The sequence below is a fragment of the Aquirufa novilacunae genome (assembly GCF_045310505.1).
In the GTDB taxonomy this organism is placed as follows: Bacteria; Bacteroidota; Bacteroidia; order Cytophagales; family Spirosomataceae; genus Aquirufa; species Aquirufa novilacunae.
Map to the genome: position 1 here is coordinate 162,129 of NZ_JBEWZG010000002.1, position 25,028 is coordinate 187,156.

The window sequence follows — 25,028 nt, forward strand, 5'->3', positions numbered from 1 at the left end:
CCTCTATGAAAAAATTCCTCTTTTTACTCCTCAGCTTTAGTGCTTTTTCAGATGTAAAACTTCCCACATTGGTTAGCAATGGAATGGTGCTGCAGCGGGATATTCCGGTCAAAATTTGGGGCTGGGCAAACGCTGGCGAGAAAGTAACCGTGACCTTTAAAGGGAAAAAATTACGCGTGTTAACGGATGCGTCCGGAAACTGGTCTACTACACTTCCTGCCACTCCTGCTGGAGGTCCTTATGAAATTCAAGTAAATGAGATTCGTTTAAAAGACGTCCTTTTCGGGGATGTGTGGCTCTGTTCAGGTCAGTCGAATATGGTTATCAATATGGAGCGAGTGAAGGAGAAATATCCCACAGATATTGCTTCCGCGAACAACCCACAAATTCGAAATTTCTTCATTCCCACAGCCATTTCTAAAGTAGATGTTAAGCAAGATTTACCTGCGAGTTCGTGGCTTCCTGTTACCCCGGAAAACGTCCTGCAAATGGGTGCCGTTTCTTATTTTTTCGCACGCGATTTGTATGCGAAATACCAAGTGCCCATCGGAATCATTAACTCCAGCGTGGGCGGGACTCCCATCGAATCATGGATCAGCGAGGAAGGATTAAAAGAATTTCCAGCTTATGTAAAAGACACAACTAAGACTGCTTCACCGGCACCTACCGCGAAAAAATCTACCGACCGTGGACTAGCAGAAAAGTGGGCAAGTCCTAGCTATTCACCCAAAGGTTGGAAGCGCTTTGCTATCCCAGGTTTTTGGGAAGATCAAGGTTTGAAAGACTTGAATGGGGTGGTTTGGTTTAGACGTGAAATCGAGATACCTACTTCGCTTGCCGGATTACCTGCTAAACTATTTATGGGTCGAATCGTCGATGCAGATCAAGTTTTTGTGAATGGCGAGCAGGTGGGAAATGTGACTTATCAATATCCGCCTCGTAGATATACGGTAAAAAAGGATTTACTAAAAGCAGGCAAAAATTTAGTAGTGATAAGGGTGACGAATACCGCTGGCAAAGGTGGATTTGTTCCAGACAAAAAATATGAAATGCTGGTAGGTGATCAAACCATCGATCTCCAAGGAGATTGGGAATACAAAGTGGGCGAGGTATTTCCGCCGCTCGTAGAAAAGCCCGCACCCTCTAATTTCACTCCTACAGCTTTATACAACGCGATGATTGCGCCTTTCTTACCTTACTCCTTAAAAGGAATTGTGTGGTACCAAGGCGAGACGAATGTGTGGAAACCGGACGTTTATGCGTCGCTTTTACCTGCCTTAGCGAAAGACTGGCGGACCAAATTCAAACAACCTGAACTTCCCTTTTTATACGTGCAATTACCCGGCTTTCAGGACCGCAATTTCCTTCCTTCAGAAAGTAATATGGCGGTCTTGCGGGAGGGTCAGTTAAAGAGCTTACACATTCCTCGAAGCGGAATGGCCGTGACCTTAGATCTTGGCGAATGGAATGACATTCATCCTTTGAAAAAGAAACCGATCGGGGAAAGACTCGCACTTGCCGCAAGAAAAATAGCCTATGGCGAAAACATCGTTTCCTCTGGACCCATCTATGAATCTAATGCTATCGAAGGCAACCGGATTCGCATTCGTTTCCGCGAAACCGGAAGCGGTCTTGCTATTAACAAAACGGATGAAGACGAGCTGACGTATTTCGTGATTGCGGGGAAAGACAAAAAGTTTGTCTGGGCAAAAGCAATCATTGAACGAAACACAGTGGTGGTTTGGAGCGATGAGGTGGCAGAGCCTATGTACGTGCGCTATGGGTGGGCAGACAATCCAGAGGGTGCAAATTTAATGAATGTGGAAGGTTTACCGGCTTCCCCATTTAGAACGGATTTTTAACTATTGTATCAATTTGTTACATTTGAAAAAATTATTATCCCTTACATGAAAAAAATTCTAGGATTACTAGCCATTTCCACTGCGGCCTTCAGCCAGCAGCAGTTTATTCAACAGAAAAATGGCCCCACTTTAGGCTTCGATCAAACTAAAATCATTCAAAAAGACGGACTTTCATTTAAAGACCTGAACAAGAATGGTCGATTGGACGTGTACGAAGATTGGAGAAAGCCGGTAGATGAGCGTGCGAAAGATTTAGCGAAGCAATTAAGCGTAGAGGAGATTGCTGGTTTGATGTTGTATTCGGGTCACCAAGCGGTGCCAGCTAGACCGGATGGTTATTTTGCGGGGACGTATAATGGCAAACCTTTTGACCCTAAAACGATGGATCCAAGTGATCTAACGGATCAACAAAAGAAATTTTTAAAAGAGGATAATCTGCGCCACGTCTTATTGACGACGGTTTCAAGTCCGGAAGATGCGGCGAAATGGAACAATAAAATCCAGGCATTCTGCGAGTCAGTGGGCAAAGGTATTCCAGCTAACAATAGTAGCGATCCACGTCATGGAACATCCGCTCGTGCCGAATTTAATGCGGCTGCAGGTGGTTTGATTTCGATGTGGCCATCATCACTGGGAATGGCGGCTACTTTCCAGCCTTCTCTGATTCAGAAATTCGGTCGCATTGCGGCAACAGAATACCGCGCTTTAGGTATTGCTACAGCGCTTTCGCCGCAAGTAGATATCGCAACAGAGCCCAGATGGTTGCGTTTTGATGGGACTTTTGGTGAGAGCTCGAAACTTTCAGCAGCTATGGGTGAAGCCTATTGCAACGGTTTCCAAGGAGACAATTGGGGTGGACTTAGCGTCAATGCGATGGTGAAACACTGGCCTGGTGGTGGCTCTGGAGAAGCTGGTCGTGACGCACACTATGCGAACGGTAAGTTTGCAGTGTATCCAGGAAATAACTTTAATGAGCACTTAATCCCCTTCACAGAAGGCGCGTTTAAGTTAACTGGGAATACGAAAAAGGCGGCGGCAGTGATGCCTTATTACACGATTTCTTGGAATCAAACGAACGAAAACGTAGCGAATAACTACAATAAATACTTAGTCACAGATCTGTTACGTAAAAAGTACGGATATGATGGCGTGGTTTGTACAGACTGGTCTGTTACCGGTGATCACAAGGCGATGGACGTATTCGTTGACGGTAAAGTGTGGGGGGTAGAAAAGTTAACCATGGCAGAACGTCATTACAAAGTATTAATGGCCGGAGCGGATCAGTTTGGTGGAAATAATGATATGAAACCGATCATCGAAGCCTATGCGATGGGTGTGAAAGAGCACGGTGAAGCTTGGATGCGCGCTAGAATGGAGCAATCTGCGGTACGTTTATTACGTAATATTTTTCAAGTAGGTTTGTTCGAAAATCCCTATGTAAGTCCGGCAGAAACGAAGCAAATTGTGGGAAAACCAGAATACATGAAGGCTGGATTTGAGGCGCAATTAGCTTCAATTGTTTTGTTAAAAAACAAGGCGAATGTGCTACCGATTAAGGAGAAGAAAACGATTTATATTCCGAAGCGTTTCATCGCTGCCACTCGTCACTTCTTAGGATTCCCGATTCCGGCATCGAACGATTTCCCGATCAACATGGAACTTGTACAGAAATACTTTAACGTGACAGACGATGCTTCGAAAGCGGATGTGGCATTAGTGTGTATCGAAAATCCAAAAAGCAATATCGGTTATGATAAGGAGGATGTGGCCAAAGGTGGAAACGGGTACTTACCTATCTCATTACAATACGGAGATTACACCGCCAATGATGCCCGTGAGGTGAGTCTGGCGGGAGGAGATCCTTTGGAAAACTTCACCAACAGAAGCTACAAAGGGAAAACGGTTAAGACCCGTAACTTAACTGACATCCAATTAATCGAAGACACAAAATCGAAGATGAACGGCAAGCCTGTCATCGTTTCGATCAACGTTTCTAACCCGATGGTTTTCGCAGAATTCGAAGCAAAAGCGGATGCGATTTTAGCTAGCTTTGGCGTACAAGATCAGGCTATCTTAGAGATCATCTCAGGTAAAGCGGAACCACAAGCCCTATTGCCGATGCAAATGCCGGCGAACATGAGTGTGGTAGAAAAGCAAAAAGAAGACGTGCCATTCGATATGGAATGCCATGTGGATTCAGAAGGTCATCGCTATGATTTTGGTTATGGCTTGAACTGGAAAGGAGTCATTCAAGACGCTAGAACAAAGCAATTCAAATAGTCGATAGTCACTAGTCGCTAGTCGCCAGCAGGGGTTTATTTGAGGGATTTGAACAGCAAATCCTTCAAGTAATTCTCCACAAACAACTGCTTATTCTCGTTTCCAGCATCTGTCAACTTAGGAAGGTGTTGACTAAAGAAAAGCTGCGAATGAGCCGTTTCAATTAAGGTACTGCTTAATGAATGAGGGAATTTATACGCCGAATTATGGGCCTGAATCAATTCCGAAATTCGGGCACAGAGATCTTTAAATGGCTTGAAAACTTTGTCCTCGTTAATCTCTTTTACCTCCTTTACGAGGTATACCTTACTACTCTCAGAAATCACAATCTGATGCAAAAACTTCTTGTTATAATCAGACTGCCCTTCGCTCTCGGGTAACTCGTGGGTAAGCAATTCGATTAATCTAGTTAATTTATCGGTGGTATTTGCCAGTGGTTGTAACTGAAACACAACCAGGTATTCCAGGTATGACCAATACCAATTCAAAATATACAACAACAATCGATGCTTGTTCTCAAAATAGCGATAGATGGTCGCCTCTGTCGTATTCATCTCTTTCGCTAGTTTTTTGAACGTAAAATGTTCGAAGCCCAGCTTGTAAATCAAATCGATCGCATTCTTTACGATTTGCTTTCCAAGTTCCGTGCCTTCTGGATCTCTTACGAAGATCTTTTCATTTACCTTGAAACTGAGTGAATAATCCATTATTGTCTTTAATCTGAAGCAAAAATAACAATAGATTTACTAACACAAAAGATATTTTAACAATTATTAATAATAGTAATACTATTATATCAAAAAGTCTTCCTAGTTTTACGGTAGAAATAAAGACGACATGCAAAAAATAAGTCCGCTCAAGAGAATCCAATCCCTGATAAAGGATCATCATCAGGAGATTCGTTCGATTTATTTATTCTCTATTTTAGGTGGTATTGTCAATCTAAGCTTACCCCTTGGAGTGCAAACGATCATCGGTTTGGTCATGGGTGCCACCATGGTCACCTCCATTTATGTCTTAATTTTCCTCGTGGTTTTAGGGGTTTTTCTCATGGGTTTATTCCAAATAAATCAGATGAAAATCATCGAATCAATTCAGCAAAAGGTCTTCGCTCATTACGCCTTTGAATTTGCGGATAAAATCCCTCAGTTGGATTTAAAGCAAATGGATAAGTACCATATTCCAGAGAAAGTGAATCGATTTTTCGACTCGCTAAATATTCAAAAGGGATTCGCAAAGTTGTTGCTTGACATACCGGTAGCGACGGTTCAAATTGTTTTTGGTATCGTTCTTCTATCTCTTTATCATCCTTTATTCATCATTTTAGGGGTAATACTATTAGTGCTTTTAGGATTGATTTTATATTATACTTCCCAAAAAGGAATCGAAACAAGTATTGAGGAGTCCAACTATAAATACGAAGTGGCTGGATTTTTTGGAGAGATTGCCCGCACCATTAAAACATTCAAATTTAGCCAAGGATCTGATTTGAATTTAAAGCGAACAGACGCTAGTGTCATAGGCTATTTAACGGCTAGAACCACACACTTTCGGGTATTACTTTTTCAATACAAATCACTCCTATTTTTTAAGATTGCCTTAACGACTTTGATGCTAACCTTAGGCTCCTATTTGTTAATTAACCAGCAATTAAACGTAGGAGAATTCGTAGCGGCAGAAATCGTTATTATGTTAGTGATCGGTGCGGTAGAAAAATTGATTACTAGCTTAGATAGCGCCTATGATGTTATAACTGGATTAGAAAAATTAGCGAGCGTCACGGATAGTCCATTAGACTCCAGTGGAGATTTAGAGCTACAAACGCGGGAGGGAGTTGAAATCGAGGTGAAAAACTTTAGTTTTGAATTTGAAGCTGGCAAGCCTGTATTAGATTCTTTAAATCTGCTCATTAATGCAGGCGATAAAATACAATTAACGGGTCCGGCTGGTTCAGGTAAATCGATCTTCATGCGAATTTTAACGGGTAACTACCCCGACTTTAAAGGAACTTTATTAATCAACAAAGTCCCGATCAAAAACTACAGCTTAGATAGCCTGCGAAAGCATACCGGCATACTGCTTCAAGCGCAAGAGATATTTAATGGCACGGTTTGGGAAAATATTAGCTTAGGGAATAAAGAAGTAAACCCATCTCTTATTTTAGAGACGGCTGAAAACCTAGGCTTCGCTGATTTCTTAAATCATTTCCCACAAGGATTTGATACAGAGATCGAGCCATTAGGTAAGAAGACGCCACAAACGATCATTAAAAAGATCTTGCTACTTCGCGCACTTTGTGGTGACAAACAATTGCTTTTATTGGAAAATCCTTGGAATGGTTTAGATGCCCAAATAGCAGATAATTTGCGCGATTATTTATTAAAAAAATCGAATGCAACGGTTCTTATTTCTACTAACGAGTCTATCGGATTCGATAAAAAATTAGTTTTCGATCATGGAAAAGTTTAAGTCATTTAATCAAATTTACCTGCGCGGAAAAGGACCGGCTACGAGACCTTGGTTAATCGGACTGGGACTTATATTACTAGGCGTCCTCTTCCTTCCTTGGACCCAAAATATCAGATCCAAAGGGCAGATCACCAGTTTGTACCAGGAGCAAAAACCCCAAAAAATCTATAGCCCCATCGCCGGCAAAATCAGTCGTTGGTGGGTGAAAGAGGGAGACTTTGTGGAACAAGGAGATACCTTAGCTAAAATCTCGGAGATCAAGGCAGAATACCTAGATCCGAAATTAATTTTGAGAACCCAAGAACAGCTAGATGCTAAAAAAGGGACTGTCGAATTTTACGAACAAAAAGTAAAAGCTACCGAAGATCAAATTGCGAACCTACGCTCTTCTAAATCATTAAAACAAGATCAGCTAACAAACAAAATCACCCAATTACAGCAAAAAATAACGGGGGAAAGATCGGAGCTAGAAGCGGCAAACAACGAATACAATTTAGCCAAAGATCAGTTCGAGCGTAACTCAAAAATGTACAAAGAGGGCTTGATTTCGCAGACACAATTTCAACAGCGTAATGCCGCGATGCAGAACGCTTTAGCGAAGAAAACCATCGCTGAAAATAAAGTAAATCAGACGCTACAAGAGATTCAAAATACGAAAATCGAATTACGTGGAGTGGACCAGGAATACAGTGAAAAAATGAACAAGGCAGAGGGAGAAAAATTCCAAAGCTTAGGGATGATTGAGACAGGAAAGGGAGACATCGCTAAATTAGAAAACCAAGTATCGAGTTATACCATTCGAGATGGGATGTACTATATTTTAGCTCCCCAAAGCGGTCAGGTAATTAACGCGAAAAAAGCGGGTATTGGCGAGCTTCTAAAAGATGGGGAGGAATTATTAACGGTTGTTCCTCAAAACACAAATTATGCCGTGGAGATGTACGTACGACCTGTCGATTTACCACTTGTTTCTCCTGGACAAGAAGTGCGTTTTATTTTCGATGGTTTCCCGGCGATTATTTTCGCGGGTGGTTGGCCAGATCAAAGCTTCGGGACTTTCCCAGGTAAAATCCGAGCGGTAGAAAATAACATTGACGAAAAGGGCATGTTCCGTGTTATTGTGGTCGAGGATCCTAAAGACAAAAAATGGCCCAAGCAAATCAAAATGGGAGCGGGTGCGCAAGGCATTGCCTTGTTAAATGATGTGCCATTGTGGTATGAATTATGGCGAAACATCAACGGTTTCCCAGCTGACTTTTACACGGTAAAAAAAGATGAAAAATAAGTTCATACTATTCTTCCTTTTGAGTTTTTCGAGCTTAGCTCAAACGCCTATATTGTATCCAGAGGCGTTCTTGAAAATTGTACAGGCTTACCATCCCATTGCGAAGCAGGCTGGTATCGGTGTACAAAAATCTGAAGCTCAAATCCTACAGGCTAGAGCGGGTTTTGACCCTATTTTAAGTCACTACAGTGCGAAGAAAACCTTTGATGGCAAGAACTATTATGAGTCCCATGCGCCCGAATTAAACATCCCAACTTGGTATGGAATTGAGCTGCGCTCTGGAATGGAAAACTTACAAGGAACACGCCTCAATTCAAGTGAAACCTTAGGTGAAACGAGCTATATGGGGATCACTGTTCCGTTAGCAAAAAACCTTTTTATCGATCAACGAAGAGCTAGTTTGCAACAAGCAAAATTGATGAATAAAATGGCCCTGCAAGAGCAGCGAAGTGTCTTAAACGATTTGTTTTCTGATGCGATGGCTGCCTATTGGAATTGGGTGAAAAGTGTACAAGTTTTAAAAATTGTCGACCAAAATCTTCGCATCGCTGAGGCGCGTGTTTCCTTCGTTAAACGTAGTGTGGAACTGGGAGAAAGACCAGCCGTTGATACCGTAGAAGCGACGACGCAGCAACAGTATTTTGACAATTTATATCAGGCAAAATGGATGGAGAAAGAAAATTCCCGTTTAGCCTTATCCGTTTATTTGTGGCAAGAAAACAGTACGCCACAAGAATTGCCACTAGAGGTGCAGCCAGCAGAGGTGAAAAATGAGATGGCCATATTAGCCGAATTAGATTTAAACCTTTCGTCTCTTTTAGAAAAGGCTTATGCGAATCACCCAGATCTAAGTGCCTACCAGTACAAGATTGAGGGCTTGCAAGTAGAGAAAAAATTAAAGTTCCAGAGTTTACTTCCCAAGCTAGACGTGAGTTATAATGCCCTTTCGAAAGGCCTAGCTCCTAGCCTTGAAACGCGGGCTCTTTTTGATAATAATTACCAATACGGCATCAAATTTGAGATGCCTTTACGTCTCTCAAAAGGTCGCGCAGATTACCAATTAGCGAAATTAAAAATACAGGAGGAATCCTTGAATTTAGCCCAAAAAAGACAGCAAATTCAAGTGAAAATCAATTCCTATTATAACCAGGTAGAAGCCCTAAAAAAGCAAATCCAAACCCAGGAAAAAGCCCTTTCAAACTACCAGACGCTAGTGAAAGCGGAAGAAAATCGCTTTGCACAAGGGGAATCGTCGCTATTTTTGATCAATAGCCGGGAGACAAAAGCGATGGAGGCAGCTGAGAAATTAACGGAGCTGAAAGCCTACCTCTTTAAAACCATTTATGCATTGCAGGCTAGTGCCGGGGTATTAATTTAAGAATATTGGGCGTACCTTTGTCCTTTCTTAATATACCCCTCTATAATGCCTACTTCTGCTAACCGCACGAAAATTATTTTAATTCTGGGAATCTTGTCTGCCATTGGACCTTTGTCCATCGACATGTATTTGCCTGCTTTCAAGAACATTGCCTTAGCGCTGAATTGCTCACAAGAAGAAATGGGATATACGTTATCTAGTTTCTTTTTTGGCATTTGCTTAGGCCAGTTAATAAGTGGACCCCTTTTAGACCATTTCGGCCGCAAAAATGTGCTTTACATTGGCTTATCCGTTTATGTGTTAAGCTCTATCGCCTGCGCCTTTTCGCCCTCTGTCGAAATGCTAGTTGTTTTTCGCCTGTTCCAAGCACTAGGTGGTAGCGTAGGAATGGTAGCTCCTAATGCAGTGATTAGAGAAACCTTTGAAGAGCATGATCGCCCTAAAGTGATGTCGTTAATGATCTTGATTTTAGGAGTATCTCCTATTTTAGCTCCTTCATTAGGTAGTCTATTATTAACGATCGCGAGCTGGAAAGCCATCTTTTTAACCTTGGCTGCTATCTTATTAGTAATCATCTTTTTAATTAAATCTTGGCTGCCCGAAAAGACGAACCGCGAACATGGGGGTGCATTTCGAATCTCGACCATCATAAAAGCATACAAATCTTTATTCAAAGAGAAGCATTATTTAGTCTTTGCTTTCACAGGAGCCATAGGCGCTGGAAGTATTTTCACTTATGTAGGTGGTGCGCCGCTTACTTTCTTAACGTATTATGGGGTGAATGAGTCCAAATTTGGATTCATTTTCGCCATCGTCGCTTCCGGAATTATCTCCGCAAGTCAATTGAATCGGGTCGTTTTAAAGAAGTATTCTAGCTTACAAATTTTGAAAGTAACCTTGCCTACGCAATTAATCTTAGGTCTGTTGCTTTCCATTTTAGCTAAACTAGACCTATTGTCCATAGAATTAAATATCGCTTTGCTCTTCCTTATTATGGGCTGCCAAGGATTTAATTTCCCCAATGTGGCAACGCTAGCCTTACGCCCATTTCACAAAGGAGCCGGAACAGCTTCGGCCATGTTAGGGTCCATTCAAATGGCTTGGGGAGCAGTATGCGCCACCTTAGTTGGTTTGTTTTTCGACGGAACACCGTTTACGATGGCAATCATCATCTTCGGATGTGCGGTGCTGGCAAACACGATTTTGTTCGGAATCGGAAGAAAGTATACGGCAAGCTAAGGCTTTAATAGTTCGAAATAGGTAACGACGAATTTTGCGCCTTGAAGGCTACCTTGGACTTTGGCCTTACGAACCGCATTGCAAAATCCCTTCTCCTCATGTGCGTCTCCATGATCATCAAGTCCCGTGCCCTCCACGGCATAGGCCTTGCCTTCGTATTTCACTGCTAAAAAACAGCCTTTGCCTTTCATCTCGAAATTGCAAGTACCACATGAAGCCTCAAGGGTCAGAACTGGTTTAGACGTATCTAACTTACCAGCTGGTTTGGATTGGGCGGTGGCGGTAAATGCCGCCAGAAAGAAGAGGAAGAAGAGCTTTTTCATGCTGTAAAGAAAAACCTTTTCTCGCAAAATATCCATCATTCATCTATACAATCAACCGCCAGGCAGAAAAAATGCCCTATCCATTTAATTGAATGTACCTTTGTGGTACAATTTTATGGTAAACAATCCACCTAATGAGAAAAACACTTGCTTCGGCGCTCTTCGCGCTTCTTTCCATGACCACTTTTGCACAAGTTCCCGGAGGTCCTCCAGCGGGGGCCCGTGGTCCTGGAGCTAATCTAAATCAGGGTCATGTCTATGGAAAAGTCGTAGACGAAATGGGGAAACCTGTTGAATTCGCTTCGGTCGTTTTATTGAAATCCACGGTTGATCCTGCAACTAAACAGTCGAAAGACATCTTAGTAAAAGCCCAAACAGCTGAACTAAACGGAGATTTCAACTTCAAAGAAATCCCGGTCAACGCACGTTTAAAAATCAAAATCAGTTTTGTAGGTTACAAAAATTACGAAGCTGCGGTGGTATTCGAAATGCCTAAAATGGAGCCAGGCCAGCAACCCGATATGGCGAAAATGATGGCCGCTTTTGAGAAAGATTTAGGCAATATCAAATTAGCCCAAGATTCGAAGGAATTAGAAAATGTCGTGGTGACGGGGACGAAGTCTTTGGTCGAAATGGACATCGATAAAAAATCTTTTAATGTAGCCCAAAACCTGGTGACCACAGGCGGAACTGCCATCGACGTGATGCGTAATATTCCATCCGTACAAGTGGATATCGATGGTAATGTAAAGGTACGTAATGCGAACCCGACCTTGTTTATCGATGGCCGTCCTACGAGTCTTTCGATGGACCAAATCCCTGCAGATATCATCGAAAAAGTAGAGGTGATCACGAATCCATCTGCGAAATACGATGCCTCAGGAAGTATGGCGGGTATCATCAACATCGTGTTAAAGAAGAACAAAAAGAACGGCTATAATGGGATGGTGAATGTGGGAGCGGATCGTTTTGGAGGTTCGAATATCATGGGAAATTTTACCTACCAACAGAACAAATGGAATTTAACGGCGACGTTAATGAACATGCGCATGCGCAATAATTCCATCGGGAATAGTCTTCGTTCGAGCGATTTAGGGGGTGTTTTATCCTCTGTAAGCCAGGAATCAGATAACAAAACGCAAGGGATGATGTTATTCCCCCGTTTCGCGGCAGACTATGCAGCCAGCAACCGGACGACGCTTTCTTTAGGCGCTTTCTTTGGTGGTGGCGGTCAATTCCGCCCTACGGAAAACACCGAAATTGTGAGTACTGTCAATGGAGTTACTACACAAAGTCAACGCTTATCCGAGAATATGCGTGAATTTAAACCGGCTGGATTTCAGGCTGGATTTAAGCACAGTTATCCAAAAGCCGGTCGAGAGCTAACGGGCGATTTCAACTATTTTGGAGGAACAAATCAATATGACGGTCTCTTCACTACCGATTATTTGAAAAACAATGTCATCACAGGCACGCAAATTCAAAAGAATGTAGGTTCCGGTAAAAATTCATTTATCACAGCTCAATTAGATTATGTAACTCCCATTAAAAATGAAGGGACTATCGAAACAGGCTTACGTGCGCAAATTAATGACCTAGAAAATCAAATTCTGAATACCATTAAGCCAGTAGGTACAGATGTTTATAAAACTATTTCTGCTGCATCTGCGAATTATGAGAGTACGAACAAGGTGTACGCCGCCTATTTCTCTATCTCTGGAAAGGCGAGCAAAACACTTTCCTACAAGATTGGTTTACGTGGGGAGAGCTCAGAATACGAGGGTAAATTATTAAATACGAATCAAGCGTTTAGCAATAAATACCCGATTAGCTTATTCCCATCCATCTTCTTGAAGAAGGATTTATCGAAGACGGATCAGTTACAATTAAGTGTGACCCGCCGCGTGAATCGCCCTAATTTCTTCCAAATCATTCCGTTTGTAGATTATAGCGACAGCTTAAATATCCAGCGAGGTAACGCGGATTTGGTTCCAGAATTCACCACATCGGGTGAACTTTCTTACAGCAAGTCACAGGGTTCTGCCACCTTCTTAGTGTCTGGATATTATAAGTACACAGATAATTTGATCACGCGTTATTTGAAGCAGGAGACGAATCCAATCAGCGGGAAACTGGATTTAATTAACACGTTTGTGAACGCGAATTCGAGCATCAATTACGGGGTAGAATTTACTTACACAAACAAGCTTCAAAGCTGGTGGGATTTAACGGCGAACGTGAACATGTACAATTCGAAAATCAACATTTCGAACATCGATGCGACACAAGTAAACGAAGCTTTGTGGTCTGTTTTTGGGAAGCTAAATAACACGTTTATTTTGCCCAAAAAGTGGAGCATCCAGTTGTCTGGTGATTACCAAGGAAAAACAAATGTGCCTGTTACCTCTGGCCAACAGATGCCAGGCCCTCCGGGTGGTCAAGCACAAAGTTCATCGCAGGGATATATTGAACCTTTCTTTGGCATTGACTTAGCGATCAAAAAGACCTTCTTGAAAAATGATATGGCTTCCTTGACATTAGCCTTCAATGATATCACACGTTCACGTGGAAACACCCGCGTTTCTTTCGGCGAAGGATTCTCGCAGACCTCTTTCCGCTTAGCGAATCCACAAATGATTCGTCTAACGTTCTCTCTTCGTTTCGGTAAATTCGACATGAGCCAAATGAAAAAGAACAATTCAGGTGGTGGAATGGATGCGATGCAAATGCAATAATATACCCCTAACCCTATCAAACGAAAGGCCCGGAATTCCGGGCCTTTTTTATTAACTAAAAGAGAAAATCAACGGGAAAATAAAACTCACGATCGCCGCCCAAACTGCGTAATAAGGAAGGTAGGTAGTCAGGCCTTTTTCGATTCCCTCCACCGTTTCAACTCCCTTTATAAACCGGGATAAGTGACGTGTTACTAATACTAAATGAACCATAACCAGCGCATTGCTTCCTAAAACTGCGAGTCGATTAGGACTAACGCCAAATTCCATTAATCGGAACCCAATCGCTGATAAGGCAATCCCATTATCAATGATGGCTACCATGGCTAAGGCCAACAGAAAATACTGGTGAATGCGAGAGGCATGTTGCTTTGTCGCTTCACCTAGAGAAAACAAAATCAAGGCCATCACGCCTATCAACACCCCATTAAAGATCAGCAAAAAATCCCGGTCATTGTAGGGATCTTTCCCCGTGAAAATAATAGCTACTAAGAAAATGGCTAATGTGATCGTTACTAGAGGCGTAAAAATACGGGCGATCACAGGGGAAATTTTGCTGACTAAACTGGTGTTTTGGCGCACTAATAAAGTGGCAAAAAGCGGCACCGAAGGAAGGATAGAAAGGACGATATAGCGGAAATAAAAATCGTCTATTTTAAGCTGTACTAAATTAAACAGATTCAACGTTAAGGCCGTAAACAATCCCCCAGCTAATCCAATAACGACCGTCATCACCACTAAGTCCCCGTGGTAACGCAAGAAATCCATCCGCTTGCCCGCATCAGATCCCGCAAAAATGTATCCCACCGCTAACCAGATCAAGATAGGAATATGCAAGCAGGTTAATAGCAAAGTCGTGCTCTTCTCCGGCAACAGATTGATAAAAAGGATGGATGCCACTAAGGTGGCGATAGGCCACAGGAGTTCTCTCAAACCTAGCCCTTGCTTATAAGCAAAGTAGGCGCCTATTCCGGGCATCACAAAAAAGGACATGTTACGCGGGAAATAGCGGTCATGTGAAAGATGTGCTAGATCGGGAAGCTGCATAAAGAAACCGGCGAGTAGCGCAAAGGCCACCAGCAATATCCAATCGTTTTTAGAGCCCCAAGACGTAGAGGAAACAGCTAAACGTTCCTGCCAAATTTGGGCAGCAAGTTCCGTGGAGATTTGTGGATAAACCGCTTCGAAAGCACGGCTAAATGTAGCAGGATTCGAACGATACAAGCTCTCCAAAGCTGCTGGGTTCGAGATGTTTTTAATGATTTCGTTTTCCATAATTTCAGAAAATTACAGCCCGCAACAGATATATATCCACTCTTTTATTAAGCGGTCATATCGACAGATAAGTGGTTTAAAAAAAGCCCCAAATCGGATGATCTGAGGCTTTTATCTTTACTTCAATTTCATATTCACTGGATCCCATTGAATGATTTTCTTTTGGAAATAACTTTCGTTACAAGCCAGGGCTGGTGCCGCAGCTCTAAATCCAAACGCCGCATCTTCCACTACAGACGTTCCGTTGCGGATCGCATCGAAGAAGTGAGTGAAGTGATCCACGTGCTCGTCATATCCTGCAGGCGCTCTGAAAATAACGTCTTCTTTCGTAGGGCGCTTGCGCTGCGCTTCCGTCCACTTCGCATTGTATTCGCGGGTCATTTCTTCCTGCATACTCTTAGGAAGTGTAAACACCGAATCATATCCCCCGAAGCCTGGAGCTTCCGGCATAATGCTATGCTTCACGGAAATCGTATTGCCTTTCACATCCATCACCCCTTCTGAACCGATCAAACGAATGACTTCTTGTCCCCCCGTTCCACTCACGAAGTTCACTTGAAGTGTTAATTGGAAGGCAGGATGTTCCGCCGTGTTGCCATATTGCATAACGCCTGACATCACATCTGGAAGGTTACGGCCGTCGTTCCAATGACTGAATTGTCCCGTTGAGAAGATGGTTTCTGGTCCATTCGAGTTTGTCATAAAGTGGGTTCCTGATAACAAGTGAATAAATAAATCACCTGCTACGCCCGTTCCTACTTCTTTAAAGGCACGCCACCAGAAGAATTTCTTCGCATCGAATTCCATTTTAGCCGTCGCCTCGATGAATCGATTCCAATCGCAAGTGGATGCATCTGCGTCCTTAGGGATGGTATATTGCCAGGCGCCGATGGAGCTTTGGCGATCATAGACCGCGTTCACCATGTTCAATTTTCCGATCTCGCCGGCAGCTAACATCTCCTTCGCTTTCGCTAATCCGATGCTGCTCACCCGTTGAGAACCTACTTGTAGGACTTTCCCGTATTTCTTTTGGGCGGCAATCACCTTCGGACCTTCGTCTATTTTATAGACCATCGGTTTCTCGATATAGACGTGTTTGCCTTTTGCCAAAGCATCGATGGTGATGCGCGCGTGCCACACATCATGTGTCGCGATGATCACCGCGTCGATATCTGAACGGTCTAATAATTCTTTGTAATTACGTGTCGTGTATAAATCCTTGCCGTATAATTCCTTCGCGTTTTCGATACGACCGGTGTATAAATCACAGATTCCAGCTAATTCTACCCCAGGAACTTTCAGCGCTGAAGCCAGATCGAAGTGACCTTGTACCCCAAAACCAATCACACCTAAGCGGATCTTTTCGCCCACCGAAATGCGTTTTTCGTAGGTCAATATACGTTCCTCTGCTTTTTGCTGTGCGCCTAAAGAGGCGAAGGGCGAAGACGCCGCGACTAGGCTAGTTGCCCCTATTTGTTGTAAAAACTTCCGTCTAGAAGCTTGACTATCTTTGTTCATATTTCAATAGGTTTTTTGTGAATTTACTCCCTTTTTACAAATCTTCCAAGGCATAGCGCACATAGGCAAATTTCTTGCCATCTGGACTCCAAGAAGGTACATTAATCGTTCCTTGTCCCCCATAAAACTCCTCTGTTAAATCCTTCACTTCTTTCGTCTTCAGATCCAACAAACGAAGTTTGACTTGATGTCCAAAAGGATGGGCCTGCTTTTGGTCCTCCATATAGGTAATAATTGTCGCCACTTTGTTATTAGGCGCAATGTGTGCAAACCAATTTGAATGTGCATCAAAGGTCATCTGCTCTGGATCAGATCCATCCGCCTTCATCCGCCAAATCTGCATCATCCCAGAACGGTAGGAGTTGATGTAAATGTATTTCCCATCTGGTGAGTATTCTGGGCCATCATCTAAACCATCCGTAGTAGTTAATCGAATTTCATCTCCTCTATTCGAAGGCATCGAATAAATGTCATAATTGCCATTTCTGGCCGCGCAATAAACGATGGTTTTGCCATCAGGTGAGACCCCATGCCAATAAGAAGGGGTCAATGGAGTCAACTGAACCGGTTCTCCACCTTCCGCTGAAACCTTATAAATAAAGGAGGTATGCTCTTTGATTTCTGCTTTTGCACTAGAGATATAAAGTGATTTGCCATCAAAACTATAGCCGTGATCGTTATTCGCCTTAGCTACGGAACCTGTGTTTAGCTCGCCTAATTTCTCCCCTTTTGGGCTAATTTTTTCGAGTTTTCCGTAGGCATTGATTAACAAAAACTTGCCATCTCGAGACCAGTTAGGCGCTTCAAAATGGCGCTTCTCCGTCAGAATTAATTCGGACTTTCCAGAAGCTAGATCGTACACATACAGGGAGGTGATGACCTTTTTGCCAGCCGGAATTTGGGCTGATAAAGAAAGGCTACATCCTAGTAAAAGGATAGCTAGATATTTCATGTTTCATAGGTTTAGAAACATAAGTTAGAAATAGTTTTAGCATTTCATATCCTGATAAAAAGGAAAATTATGTCTTTAATAGTTTAGATTTGTGCCAAATCATTTCAAAATGGAAATCACGATTCTCGGAATAGCTTGGGTGTTCTATTTTTTTGTTCATAGCTTTTTAGCCTCCACTACGGCTAAGGCACTCATTCAACGGAAATCGCCTTTCCTTTTTACCTATTACCGACTGCTCTATAACTTGATCGCTTTAGGGGGATTGATTCCTTTATTGATTCAGAGCATCCTTGCGCCTGACGCCTATTTATTTACAGGCAACTTAGCCCTAGGTAGTGCCATAACGGCCATCGGTCTGGTATTTTTATTCCTCGCTTTTAAAGCTTTTGACGGCGCTGAATTTCTCGGAATTAAGGCAGAAGGGAAACCAGAGTTAGTCCAAAAAGGGATGTATCAACACGTTCGTCATCCACTCTATTTCGCGACAATCATCTTGATTTTAGGTCTTTTTCTGCTTATCCCCACGCAGAAAATGGGACTCGTACTTCTCATTTCTTACGTCTACCTTATGGTAGGCTACCGACTGGAGGAGCGTAAGTTAGTCGCTGTTTTTGGCGAAGAATATACTACTTACAAAAAACGCGTGAAAGCACTTATTCCCTACCTATACTAGATTTACAACAGCAATAATACGAGGGTCAAAATAGCCCCAGCCGCCGTAAAAAGCATCGCCTTTTTAAAAATGGTCGTCTTCGGCAAGAACATCCAGAAGGATGAAATCACGAAGAAAAGCAGGGATAAACCGAAGAAAATATTCAGATAAAACAAGGGATCATTCGTAGTTGCCTTGTGCAGTTTTGTCATCTTGCTAACTACCTTAGGCAGTTCCGATACGGTATAATCCGCTACCCCAGATTTCAGGTTGTAGGTTCCTTGCTTAAATCGAACAATGTCACCTAGTGTAGTATCAGGCTTAAACCCCTTAATTCTAAGTTCTTTACCCAGCTTTTCGCCTTGTAAACCGGGCTGTAATGTGATTACTTTATGCACATCACTTTTTAAGAATTTAGTTTCGCGAAAAATTAAAATAATGCCGCTGATTGCATAGACCGCCATAATACCGGCCAGAAAAAAGCCTAGGTAACGGTGGTAAATTCTCATTTTAGAAGAAAGTTGACTCATGATTTAGAAAGCAAAGGTTAAACTAAGGCTATAATTTCGGGGGGTAATAGGATTTACCGAATTGTCATCGTGCACATTATAACTTAATACGTCGCCTAAATTAGCTACTTTAGAGCGAACGATAAAATGTTTTATCCGATAAGAAAGGCTAAAATCAACTTGTGTATAAGCCGGTAATTCGATTAATCTGTAAGCGTCATTTGCCACAGCGACCCGAGTGGATCTGCCAGCGAAGCGTTCCCCAATATAAACAGATGTTAAGCCTGCTTGCCATCCATTGTGACGGAAAGAAATCCCAATATTAGCGGTATGGTTCGGATTATAGCGCAATAAACTTCCCTCAATGTAGGTGTTACTTTTCACATATTTCGTTTCGTTATAACTATAACCTCCGGTAAATGAAATTCCAGCAACTGGTTTAGTGCTCAGGTCAATTTCTAAGCCCTCACTTTGGACAGCGCCCACTAATTCTTTTACATAGGAATAGGTTGTCGCATTGATTAAAGAGTTTTGGGCTAAATTATTGTTCAAAATTCGATAGGCCGTCACATTTGCCGAAAGCATCCCCTTGAGCAATTCATTTTTTATTCCCAACTCATATTGATCTATTAGGGAAGGAGGCAAGGCATTGTTATTTATATCGACGCCTGAATTCAAAGCAAATGAATTAGCGTAGCTAGCAAAAATAGCGTGAGATTTTGTAGGCTGAAACACAAGTCCCAAACGAGGTGAAAAGGCGCCGTCAAAGTTAGTAGATACCGTTGTTTTAGATGTGCTATACGTATATAATTCACTAGTTGTTTGTTGATAAGAATACCTTAAGCCCACTAAAAGCTTCATTTTTTCACTCACATGAACTAAGTCCTGTACATATAGGCCCACCCGATTAATAGGGGCTGTTGTGGTGGTAAATGGAGTCATCGCTGGCTGATCAACCCGTTTTTTAGCTGGATTGGGACCTAAGATGTTTATCGTATCATAACGCGCGAATTGATTAAATGCATTAGTAACCGTGTTAAAGTAATCCGAATCTGCGCCTACTAAAAGTTGGTGTTTTATCACTCCTGTATGAAGGGTCCCTGTCACATCCACTTGAGCTATGCCATAATTCTCTCGAGCATTCGCTTTTTGTAAATTGCGAATCCATCGACCGTCCTCTGAAACAAAAGAGCCTGCGTTAGGTCTAGCATTCGAGAATAAATCAAATCCATTATTTCGAATCCCTGCCATTAATTTAATCGTCCATTGATCTGTTAAACGATGGGTTAAAGACGTTGTGATGCTTGATTGATTTTGATTCATATAAGACCATGCCACTCCTAAAAAACGCTCTCTCGGTACGTCCACGATTTTATAATTGATAATCCCAGCGCCAAAATCAGGTGTGCGACGATCTTCTAAATAATCCCCTTCCACTACTAATTCCGTTTTATCAGACAACTTAAAAAGAAGCGATGGATTCACATAGAAACGCTCTGAACGAACTCCCTCTCTAAAACTATTCGCTTTTTCATGCGTAGCATTTAATCGAACAGCCACCTTCGAGGACAATCCTCCATAGAAATCAATAGATGGCTTGATTAAACCCCAGCTACCAGAACGCAAACTAATTTCTCCTCCAAAATTAAATTTAGGCTTCTTCGTCACTAAATTCAACACCCCACCTGCAGCTACATTACCATATAAAATCGCCGCACTTCCCTTTAAAATTTCTACTTTTTCAATCCCACTTAGCTCACTCATCATCCCATTCGCATACCGCATTCCATTTTTAAAGGTATTAGAACTTCCCATTGAAAAACCTCGAGCAGAAATCTCTTCTTGGTAGCCTCCAGTAGTTCCCATAATGTAGACCCCATTTGTATTCATTAAAACATCACTCATTGATCTAACCTGTTGTGTTTCTAGAAGTGTACGATCTAGGGTCATGACACTTTGAGGTAAATCCATAGGCCGGATAGGCAATTTTCCGATACTTACGGGTTTTTCATTTTGACTAACATGCCCCACTACGACAATTTCTTTTAGATCCGTTGTGGTCTCCAAGAGTTCGAGCGCCAAATTTAATGTCTTGCCTTCTTCTAACGTGATCGATTGTTGTAAAGTCTTGTATCCTACATAAGAGGCTTGAAGCGTGTAGGTACCTGAAGGTAATGATGGAATAGAAAATTGACCAGTCTCATCTGATAATTTCCCTTTCTTTAATTCCAAAAGTCGAACATTAACTCCGTTCACGGGCTGTCGACGAGCATCGAAAACACTACCTGCTAAACGTGAATTCTGGGCAAAAATGGAAGTTGAAGTAAGTATAAATAAGGCGATTAGGCGGCTTTTAATAGACATTTTGAGTGCTGTTTTTATTTAGATTGATTAAAAATAACATTCAAAACTACGGTGGCATTCTTACATTTGCAAGCTTATTTAGAATTATTTTAAATAAGTGACAAAAGTCACATTTTTATACCTCTCTGCTCTTCACCTTTGCATAACAAATTAGTCTAACAAAAAAATTACGATATGGAAAGTAACGAACAAGTGTATGCCATGCCTCGGATAGGCGACATCGCACCCGATTTTGAAGCGGTAACAACAACCGGTAAAATCAAATTTTCAGAATTTGCAAAGGACAAGTGGATTGTCATGTTTTCACACCCTGCTGATTTTACGCCAGTATGTACAACAGAAATGAGTGGTTTTGCACAGCGCCAAGACGAATTCACGGCAATGAATTCAGAGCTAATCGGCTTAAGTATTGATAGTATTCACTCACACCTGGCTTGGGTAAACAATGTCAGAGAGAAAACGGGTGTTTACTTTCAATTCCCAATCATCGCTGACTTAGACATGCATGTATCTAAATTATACGGTATGTTACAGCCAAACGAAAGTGAAACAGCTGCTGTACGTGCCGTATTCTTCATCGATCCAGCTAAAAAGATTCGTTTGATTATGTATTACCCATTAAATGTAGGTCGTAATATGGATGAAATCGTTCGGGTTCTTCAAGCACTTCAGTTCTCTGATAAACACAAAGTGGCAATTCCGTTAAACTGGAAACCAGGAGATCAAGTAATTGTGCCTCCACCGAAAACCTTAGCGGAAATGGACGCACGTATTGCAGATACGACTTGTGAAAAAATCGACTTTTACCTTGCGAAAAAAACAATTTAACAAAAAGCCCTCCCTTACACAAGGAGGGCTTTTTTAGCTTAAATGCAGTTTCACCAGCTCCTGAATATCGGCATTCAATCGCTTAATCACATTCCACCTAGCATAAGGCCGATAATAGCATAAACTGATTTCGCGTTCGATTCGGCCTTCTACGAGGGGAATCAGGCGCTTTTGGCGTGCTTCGGATAATTGGGCTGAATACAGTTTGGGCAAAAAGGTCATCCCCTGAAAATCGTCCACTAAATTCAACAGGGTATCGAAGGTATTCGACTCAAAACGCAAATTTCCAGGAAGAAATTTGTTCTTCTTCAATTCGCAAAGTTGAATGATTTGATCCCGAAGGCAATGCCCATCTTGCAATAAAAATAAGCGCTGCTCGTTTAATTCGGCTTTTTTTATGGCGCCCTTCCCAAAGTGTCCGTACAAGACTAATTCCTCCTTGTAGAGCAGTTCCGTTTCTAGGTCAGAGGTGGCGATGGGGGTACTTAAAATCCCTAAATCCAGTTTTCCATCAAGCAGACTTTTCATCAATTGGGAGGTAGTTTGCTCGTGAATTTCAAAAATCAAGGCCGGGTATTTTTCCATCAGCGGTTTTAAGATGATGGACATTAACGAACTGGCGATCGTGGGAATCACCCCTAATTTTAGCTTGCCTTCAATTTTCCGATTGATGGATTTAGACGAATCTAGTAGCGCATTTGCGTGCGCCACCACTTGCAAGGCCTGCGCTAAAATTTCTCGCCCATTTTCTGTCGTCGCGATGGGATTTGCCTTCCTATCGAAAATGACAATATCCAGCTGCTCCTCGAGCTTTTTCACCATCGCACTCAAAGTCGCCTGCGTAACATGACAATAATCAGCTGCTTTGGAGAAGCTTTTAAATTGGTCAACTGCCAGTATGTATTCTAATTGCTGTATATTCACTGATATAGATTTTGTCTATGCCAAATATAGAAAATTTCAGTTTTCTCTATAAATAATTTGCCACTAATTTGGCACCACTAAAATCAAGAATCATGAAAAAACTACTCTTCATCAGCGCGCTTTTTGCTGCTTCGGCAGTCCAAGCGCAGGATTATTCGAATCCACACGGTGCGGCGGCGGGCGCAAATCCCCACGCAGCGAATCCACACGCGGCAGGCGGTGCTAACCCACATGCAGCAGCAGGAACTAACCCACACGCAGGCATCAACCCACACACGGGAATGAAGCCTTCCGCAACAACGAACAAGGATTGGTGGCCTAGCCAATTAAACGTAGGTATGCTACGTCAAAATTCAGAGAAGTCAAACCCGATGGGACCTGACTTTAACTACATCAAAGCATTTAAAAGCCTCGACTATTTCGCGTTGAAAAAAGACATCGCGGCAGTGTTGACGAAATCACAAGATTGGTGGCCGGCCGACTTTGGTAATTATGGCCCACTTTTCATTCGTATGGCTTGGCATAGCGCAGGTACGTATCGTTCAGGTGATGGACGTGGGGGTGCAAGAGCAGGCCAACAACGTTTTTCTCCATTGAATTCCTGGCCAGATAACACAAACCTTGACAAGGCGCGTCGTTTGTTATGGCCGATCAAGCAAAAGTATGGTGATAAAATTTCTTGGGCTGACTTAATGGTCTTGACTGGAAACGTATCGCTAGAGCAAATGGGCTTTAAGACTTTTGGATTTGCGGGTGGTCGTACGGACGTTTGGGAACCAGAAGAAAACGTATACTGGGGATCAGAGAAGAAATGGTTAGACGATAAAAATCGCTACTCAGGTGACCGTAAATTAGAGTCGCCATTAGCTGCGGTTCAAATGGGTTTAATCTATGTGAATCCAGAAGGACCGAATGGGGTGCCAGATCCAATTGCCTCGGCAAAAGATATCCGGGAGACGTTTGGCCGTATGGCAATGAACGATGAGGAGACAGTTGCGTTGATCGCGGGAGGTCACACCTTTGGTAAAACACACGGTGCAGGTCCAGCTACGAACGTAGGTCCAGATCCAGAAGCAGCAGGAATCGAGGAGCAAGGATTAGGCTGGAAGAGTACCTATAAGTCGGGTAAAGGAAAAGATGCGATCACGTCTGGTTTAGAGGTGACGTGGACTTCGACGCCTACACAATGGGGAATCGGTTACTTACACTTGTTATTCAATAATGAGTGGACCTTAGAGAAAAGCCCAGCGGGTGCTAACCAATGGATTGCGAAAAATAGCGCAAACATTATCCCGGATGCGTTTGACAAAAATACCTTCCACAAACCTACGATGTTGACGACGGATATCGCTTTACGTGCGGATCCCGTTTACGAGAAAATCTCACGTAGTTTCTTAGAGAATCCGGAGTTGTATGCGAAGGCTTTTGCGAAAGCGTGGTTTAAATTAACGCACCGCGACATGGGTCCTAGCTCGACGTATTTAGGACCAGAGGTTCCGAAGGAGCAATTGCTTTGGCAAGATCCAATTCCTGCGTTGAATCACGAGGTTGTGAATGCGCAAGACGTAGCGGCTTTGAAGACGACTTTATTGAACTCAGGTTTATCGATCAGCGAATTAGTTTCGACGGCTTGGGCTTCTGCTTCTACCTACCGTCATTCTGATCGCCGTGGAGGTGCAAACGGAGCTCGTATTCGCTTATTGCCACAACGTAATTGGGAGGTAAACAATCCGAAGCAATTAGAGAGGGTTTTGGCTGTTTTGGAGAAAATTCAAAAAGATTTTAATGCCAAATCAGGTAAGAAAAAAATCTCTATTGCAGACTTAATCGTATTAGGTGGTTCAGCTGCAGTGGAAAAAGCGGCGGCGAATGCAGGTGTGAAAACAACCGTTCCATTCACGCCAGGACGTATGGATGCATCTCAAGAGCAAACAGATGTAGCTTCATTTAACTTGCTAGAGCCGATGGGCGATGGTTTCCGTAACTATACGAAAACGCGTTACACGCTTTCGACAGAAGAAATCTTCGTAGATAAAGCACAATTATTAACCTTGACTGCGCCAGAGATGACGGTGTTAACAGGGGGTATGCGTGTATTAAACACGAATTACAACGGTTCGAAACACGGCGTATTTACAACGAAGAAAGATGCGTTAACGAACGACTTCTTTGTGAACTTATTGGAGATGGGAACTACCTGGAAGCCAGTAGACGAAGCAAAAGAAGAATACGTAGGTAAAAACGAAAAAGGCGCTGTGGTTGCGACGGCAACGCGTGCTGACTTGATTTTTGGTTCGAACTCAGAGCTACGTGCTCTTGCTGAAGTCTATGCAACGAAGGATGCACAAACGAAGTTTGTGAAGGATTTCGTAGCGGCTTGGACGAAGGTGATGAACCTAGATCGTTTCGACGTTACTTTTAAATAGTTAAGGTTA

At 42.5% G+C, this 25,028-nt stretch carries 18 protein-coding genes; 10 read left to right on the forward strand and 8 right to left on the reverse strand.

Annotated features, from left to right (window positions below; genetic code table 11):
• Positions 1-5: 5 nt before the first annotated feature.
• Positions 6-1,862: a sialate O-acetylesterase gene (locus V7S74_RS05890; RefSeq protein WP_406777847.1), complete on the forward strand. Its 1,857-nt coding sequence runs from the start codon at positions 6-8 to the stop codon at positions 1,860-1,862.
• 45 nt (positions 1,863-1,907) lie between these two features.
• The gene (locus V7S74_RS05895; RefSeq protein WP_406777848.1) at positions 1,908-4,142 is read left to right on the forward strand and encodes a glycoside hydrolase family 3 protein; all 2,235 of its coding nucleotides are present in this window, start codon (positions 1,908-1,910) and stop codon (positions 4,140-4,142) included.
• Between the two features lie 35 nt (positions 4,143-4,177).
• Here V7S74_RS05895 and V7S74_RS05900 read toward each other — a convergent pair whose 3' ends face one another.
• Positions 4,178-4,849 carry a TetR/AcrR family transcriptional regulator gene (locus V7S74_RS05900; protein WP_406777849.1) on the reverse strand — a complete coding sequence of 224 codons (672 nt, stop codon included), beginning with the start codon at positions 4,847-4,849 and terminating at the stop codon, positions 4,178-4,180.
• A 130-nt stretch (positions 4,850-4,979) separates the two neighbouring features.
• On the opposite strand from V7S74_RS05900, the gene V7S74_RS05905 reads away from it, so the two are divergent.
• From V7S74_RS05905 to V7S74_RS05920, 4 genes are read left to right on the forward strand one after another with little or no spacing between them, the layout of a single operon-like run.
• Positions 4,980-6,611: a peptidase domain-containing ABC transporter gene (locus tag V7S74_RS05905; protein WP_406777850.1), complete on the forward strand. Its 1,632-nt coding sequence runs from the start codon at positions 4,980-4,982 to the stop codon at positions 6,609-6,611.
• Complete coding sequence (locus V7S74_RS05910) at positions 6,598-7,896, forward strand: HlyD family secretion protein (protein ID WP_406777851.1); 1,299 nt, start codon at positions 6,598-6,600, stop codon at positions 7,894-7,896. The genes V7S74_RS05905 and V7S74_RS05910 overlap by 14 nt, the downstream gene beginning before the upstream one ends.
• Complete coding sequence (locus V7S74_RS05915; protein ID WP_406777852.1) at positions 7,886-9,274, forward strand: TolC family protein; 1,389 nt, start codon at positions 7,886-7,888, stop codon at positions 9,272-9,274. Before V7S74_RS05910 ends, V7S74_RS05915 begins: the two co-directional genes overlap by 11 nt.
• A 45-nt stretch (positions 9,275-9,319) precedes the next feature.
• Positions 9,320-10,513, forward strand: a complete 1,194-nt coding sequence (locus V7S74_RS05920) for a multidrug effflux MFS transporter (RefSeq protein ID WP_406777853.1) — start codon at positions 9,320-9,322, stop codon at positions 10,511-10,513.
• Here the strand turns inward: V7S74_RS05920 and V7S74_RS05925 are convergent.
• Complete coding sequence (locus V7S74_RS05925) at positions 10,510-10,836, reverse strand: DUF6370 family protein (protein WP_406777854.1); 327 nt, start codon at positions 10,834-10,836, stop codon at positions 10,510-10,512. The two genes, V7S74_RS05920 and V7S74_RS05925, sit on opposite strands and share 4 nt — an antisense overlap.
• Positions 10,837-10,970: 134 nt before the next feature.
• Here V7S74_RS05925 and V7S74_RS05930 point away from each other — a divergent pair, with 134 nt between their 5' ends.
• Positions 10,971-13,571: a TonB-dependent receptor gene (locus V7S74_RS05930; RefSeq protein ID WP_406777855.1), complete on the forward strand. Its 2,601-nt coding sequence runs from the start codon at positions 10,971-10,973 to the stop codon at positions 13,569-13,571.
• A 51-nt stretch (positions 13,572-13,622) separates the two neighbouring features.
• On the opposite strand, the gene V7S74_RS05935 is transcribed toward V7S74_RS05930, so the two are convergent.
• From V7S74_RS05935 to V7S74_RS05945, 3 genes are all read right to left on the reverse strand, one after another.
• Entirely contained in the window at positions 13,623-14,846 is a 1,224-nt protein-coding gene (locus tag V7S74_RS05935) for a hypothetical protein (protein ID WP_406777856.1), read from the reverse strand.
• Between the two features lie 117 nt (positions 14,847-14,963).
• A complete protein-coding gene (locus tag V7S74_RS05940; RefSeq protein ID WP_406777857.1) occupies positions 14,964-16,364 on the reverse strand; it encodes a Gfo/Idh/MocA family protein in 1,401 nt (466 codons plus the stop codon).
• Positions 16,365-16,398: 34 nt separating this feature from the next.
• The gene (locus tag V7S74_RS05945) at positions 16,399-17,316 is read right to left on the reverse strand and encodes a TolB family protein (RefSeq protein ID WP_406777858.1); all 918 of its coding nucleotides are present in this window, start codon (positions 17,314-17,316) and stop codon (positions 16,399-16,401) included.
• A 109-nt stretch (positions 17,317-17,425) separates the two neighbouring features.
• Here V7S74_RS05945 and V7S74_RS05950 point away from each other — a divergent pair, with 109 nt between their 5' ends.
• On the forward strand, positions 17,426-17,989 hold the full coding sequence (locus tag V7S74_RS05950) for a methyltransferase family protein (RefSeq protein WP_406777859.1): 564 nt from the start codon (positions 17,426-17,428) through the stop codon (positions 17,987-17,989).
• Positions 17,990-17,991: 2 nt separating this feature from the next.
• Here the strand turns inward: V7S74_RS05950 and V7S74_RS05955 are convergent, their stop codons facing one another.
• Together V7S74_RS05955 and V7S74_RS05960 are read right to left on the reverse strand one after the other, a co-directional pair.
• Positions 17,992-18,498 (reverse strand): hypothetical protein, encoded by a 507-nt coding sequence (locus V7S74_RS05955; protein ID WP_406777860.1) that lies wholly within the window; start codon positions 18,496-18,498, stop codon positions 17,992-17,994.
• Positions 18,499-18,501: 3 nt separating this feature from the next.
• Positions 18,502-20,841, reverse strand: coding sequence for a TonB-dependent siderophore receptor (locus tag V7S74_RS05960; RefSeq protein WP_406777861.1), 2,340 nt, complete (start codon positions 20,839-20,841; stop codon positions 18,502-18,504).
• A 174-nt stretch (positions 20,842-21,015) separates the two neighbouring features.
• Between V7S74_RS05960 and V7S74_RS05965 the strand changes: the two genes are divergently transcribed.
• The gene (locus V7S74_RS05965) at positions 21,016-21,669 is read left to right on the forward strand and encodes a peroxiredoxin (protein WP_406777862.1); all 654 of its coding nucleotides are present in this window, start codon (positions 21,016-21,018) and stop codon (positions 21,667-21,669) included.
• A 33-nt stretch (positions 21,670-21,702) separates the two neighbouring features.
• On the opposite strand, the gene V7S74_RS05970 is transcribed toward V7S74_RS05965, so the two are convergent.
• Positions 21,703-22,593, reverse strand: a complete 891-nt coding sequence (locus V7S74_RS05970; protein WP_406777863.1) for a LysR substrate-binding domain-containing protein — start codon at positions 22,591-22,593, stop codon at positions 21,703-21,705.
• Positions 22,594-22,874: 281 nt separating this feature from the next.
• On the opposite strand from V7S74_RS05970, the gene katG reads away from it, so the two are divergent.
• Positions 22,875-25,019 (forward strand): catalase/peroxidase HPI, encoded by a 2,145-nt coding sequence (katG, locus tag V7S74_RS05975; RefSeq protein WP_406778255.1) that lies wholly within the window; start codon positions 22,875-22,877, stop codon positions 25,017-25,019.
• The last annotated feature ends 9 nt before the right edge of the window (positions 25,020-25,028 follow it).

Excerpts from the sequence above, each read along its gene's own strand:
- V7S74_RS05890 (WP_406777847.1), top strand. The coding sequence starts at position 6 with ATGAAAAAATTCCTCTTTTTACTCCTCAGCTTTAGTGCTTTTTCAGAT.
- V7S74_RS05895 (WP_406777848.1), top strand. The coding sequence starts at position 1,908 with ATGAAAAAAATTCTAGGATTACTAGCCATTTCCACTGCGGCCTTCAGC.
- V7S74_RS05900 (WP_406777849.1), bottom strand. The coding sequence starts at position 4,849 with ATGGATTATTCACTCAGTTTCAAGGTAAATGAAAAGATCTTCGTAAGA.
- V7S74_RS05905 (WP_406777850.1), top strand. The coding sequence starts at position 4,980 with ATGCAAAAAATAAGTCCGCTCAAGAGAATCCAATCCCTGATAAAGGAT.
- V7S74_RS05910 (WP_406777851.1), top strand. The coding sequence starts at position 6,598 with ATGGAAAAGTTTAAGTCATTTAATCAAATTTACCTGCGCGGAAAAGGA.
- V7S74_RS05915 (WP_406777852.1), top strand. The coding sequence starts at position 7,886 with ATGAAAAATAAGTTCATACTATTCTTCCTTTTGAGTTTTTCGAGCTTA.
- V7S74_RS05920 (WP_406777853.1), top strand. The coding sequence starts at position 9,320 with ATGCCTACTTCTGCTAACCGCACGAAAATTATTTTAATTCTGGGAATC.
- V7S74_RS05925 (WP_406777854.1), bottom strand. The coding sequence starts at position 10,836 with ATGAAAAAGCTCTTCTTCCTCTTCTTTCTGGCGGCATTTACCGCCACC.
- V7S74_RS05930 (WP_406777855.1), top strand. The coding sequence starts at position 10,971 with ATGAGAAAAACACTTGCTTCGGCGCTCTTCGCGCTTCTTTCCATGACC.
- V7S74_RS05935 (WP_406777856.1), bottom strand. The coding sequence starts at position 14,846 with ATGGAAAACGAAATCATTAAAAACATCTCGAACCCAGCAGCTTTGGAG.
- V7S74_RS05940 (WP_406777857.1), bottom strand. The coding sequence starts at position 16,364 with ATGAACAAAGATAGTCAAGCTTCTAGACGGAAGTTTTTACAACAAATA.
- V7S74_RS05945 (WP_406777858.1), bottom strand. The coding sequence starts at position 17,316 with ATGAAATATCTAGCTATCCTTTTACTAGGATGTAGCCTTTCTTTATCA.
- V7S74_RS05950 (WP_406777859.1), top strand. The coding sequence starts at position 17,426 with ATGGAAATCACGATTCTCGGAATAGCTTGGGTGTTCTATTTTTTTGTT.
- V7S74_RS05955 (WP_406777860.1), bottom strand. The coding sequence starts at position 18,498 with ATGAGTCAACTTTCTTCTAAAATGAGAATTTACCACCGTTACCTAGGC.
- V7S74_RS05960 (WP_406777861.1), bottom strand. The coding sequence starts at position 20,841 with ATGTCTATTAAAAGCCGCCTAATCGCCTTATTTATACTTACTTCAACT.
- V7S74_RS05965 (WP_406777862.1), top strand. The coding sequence starts at position 21,016 with ATGGAAAGTAACGAACAAGTGTATGCCATGCCTCGGATAGGCGACATC.
- katG (WP_406778255.1), top strand. The coding sequence starts at position 22,875 with ATGAAGCCTTCCGCAACAACGAACAAGGATTGGTGGCCTAGCCAATTA.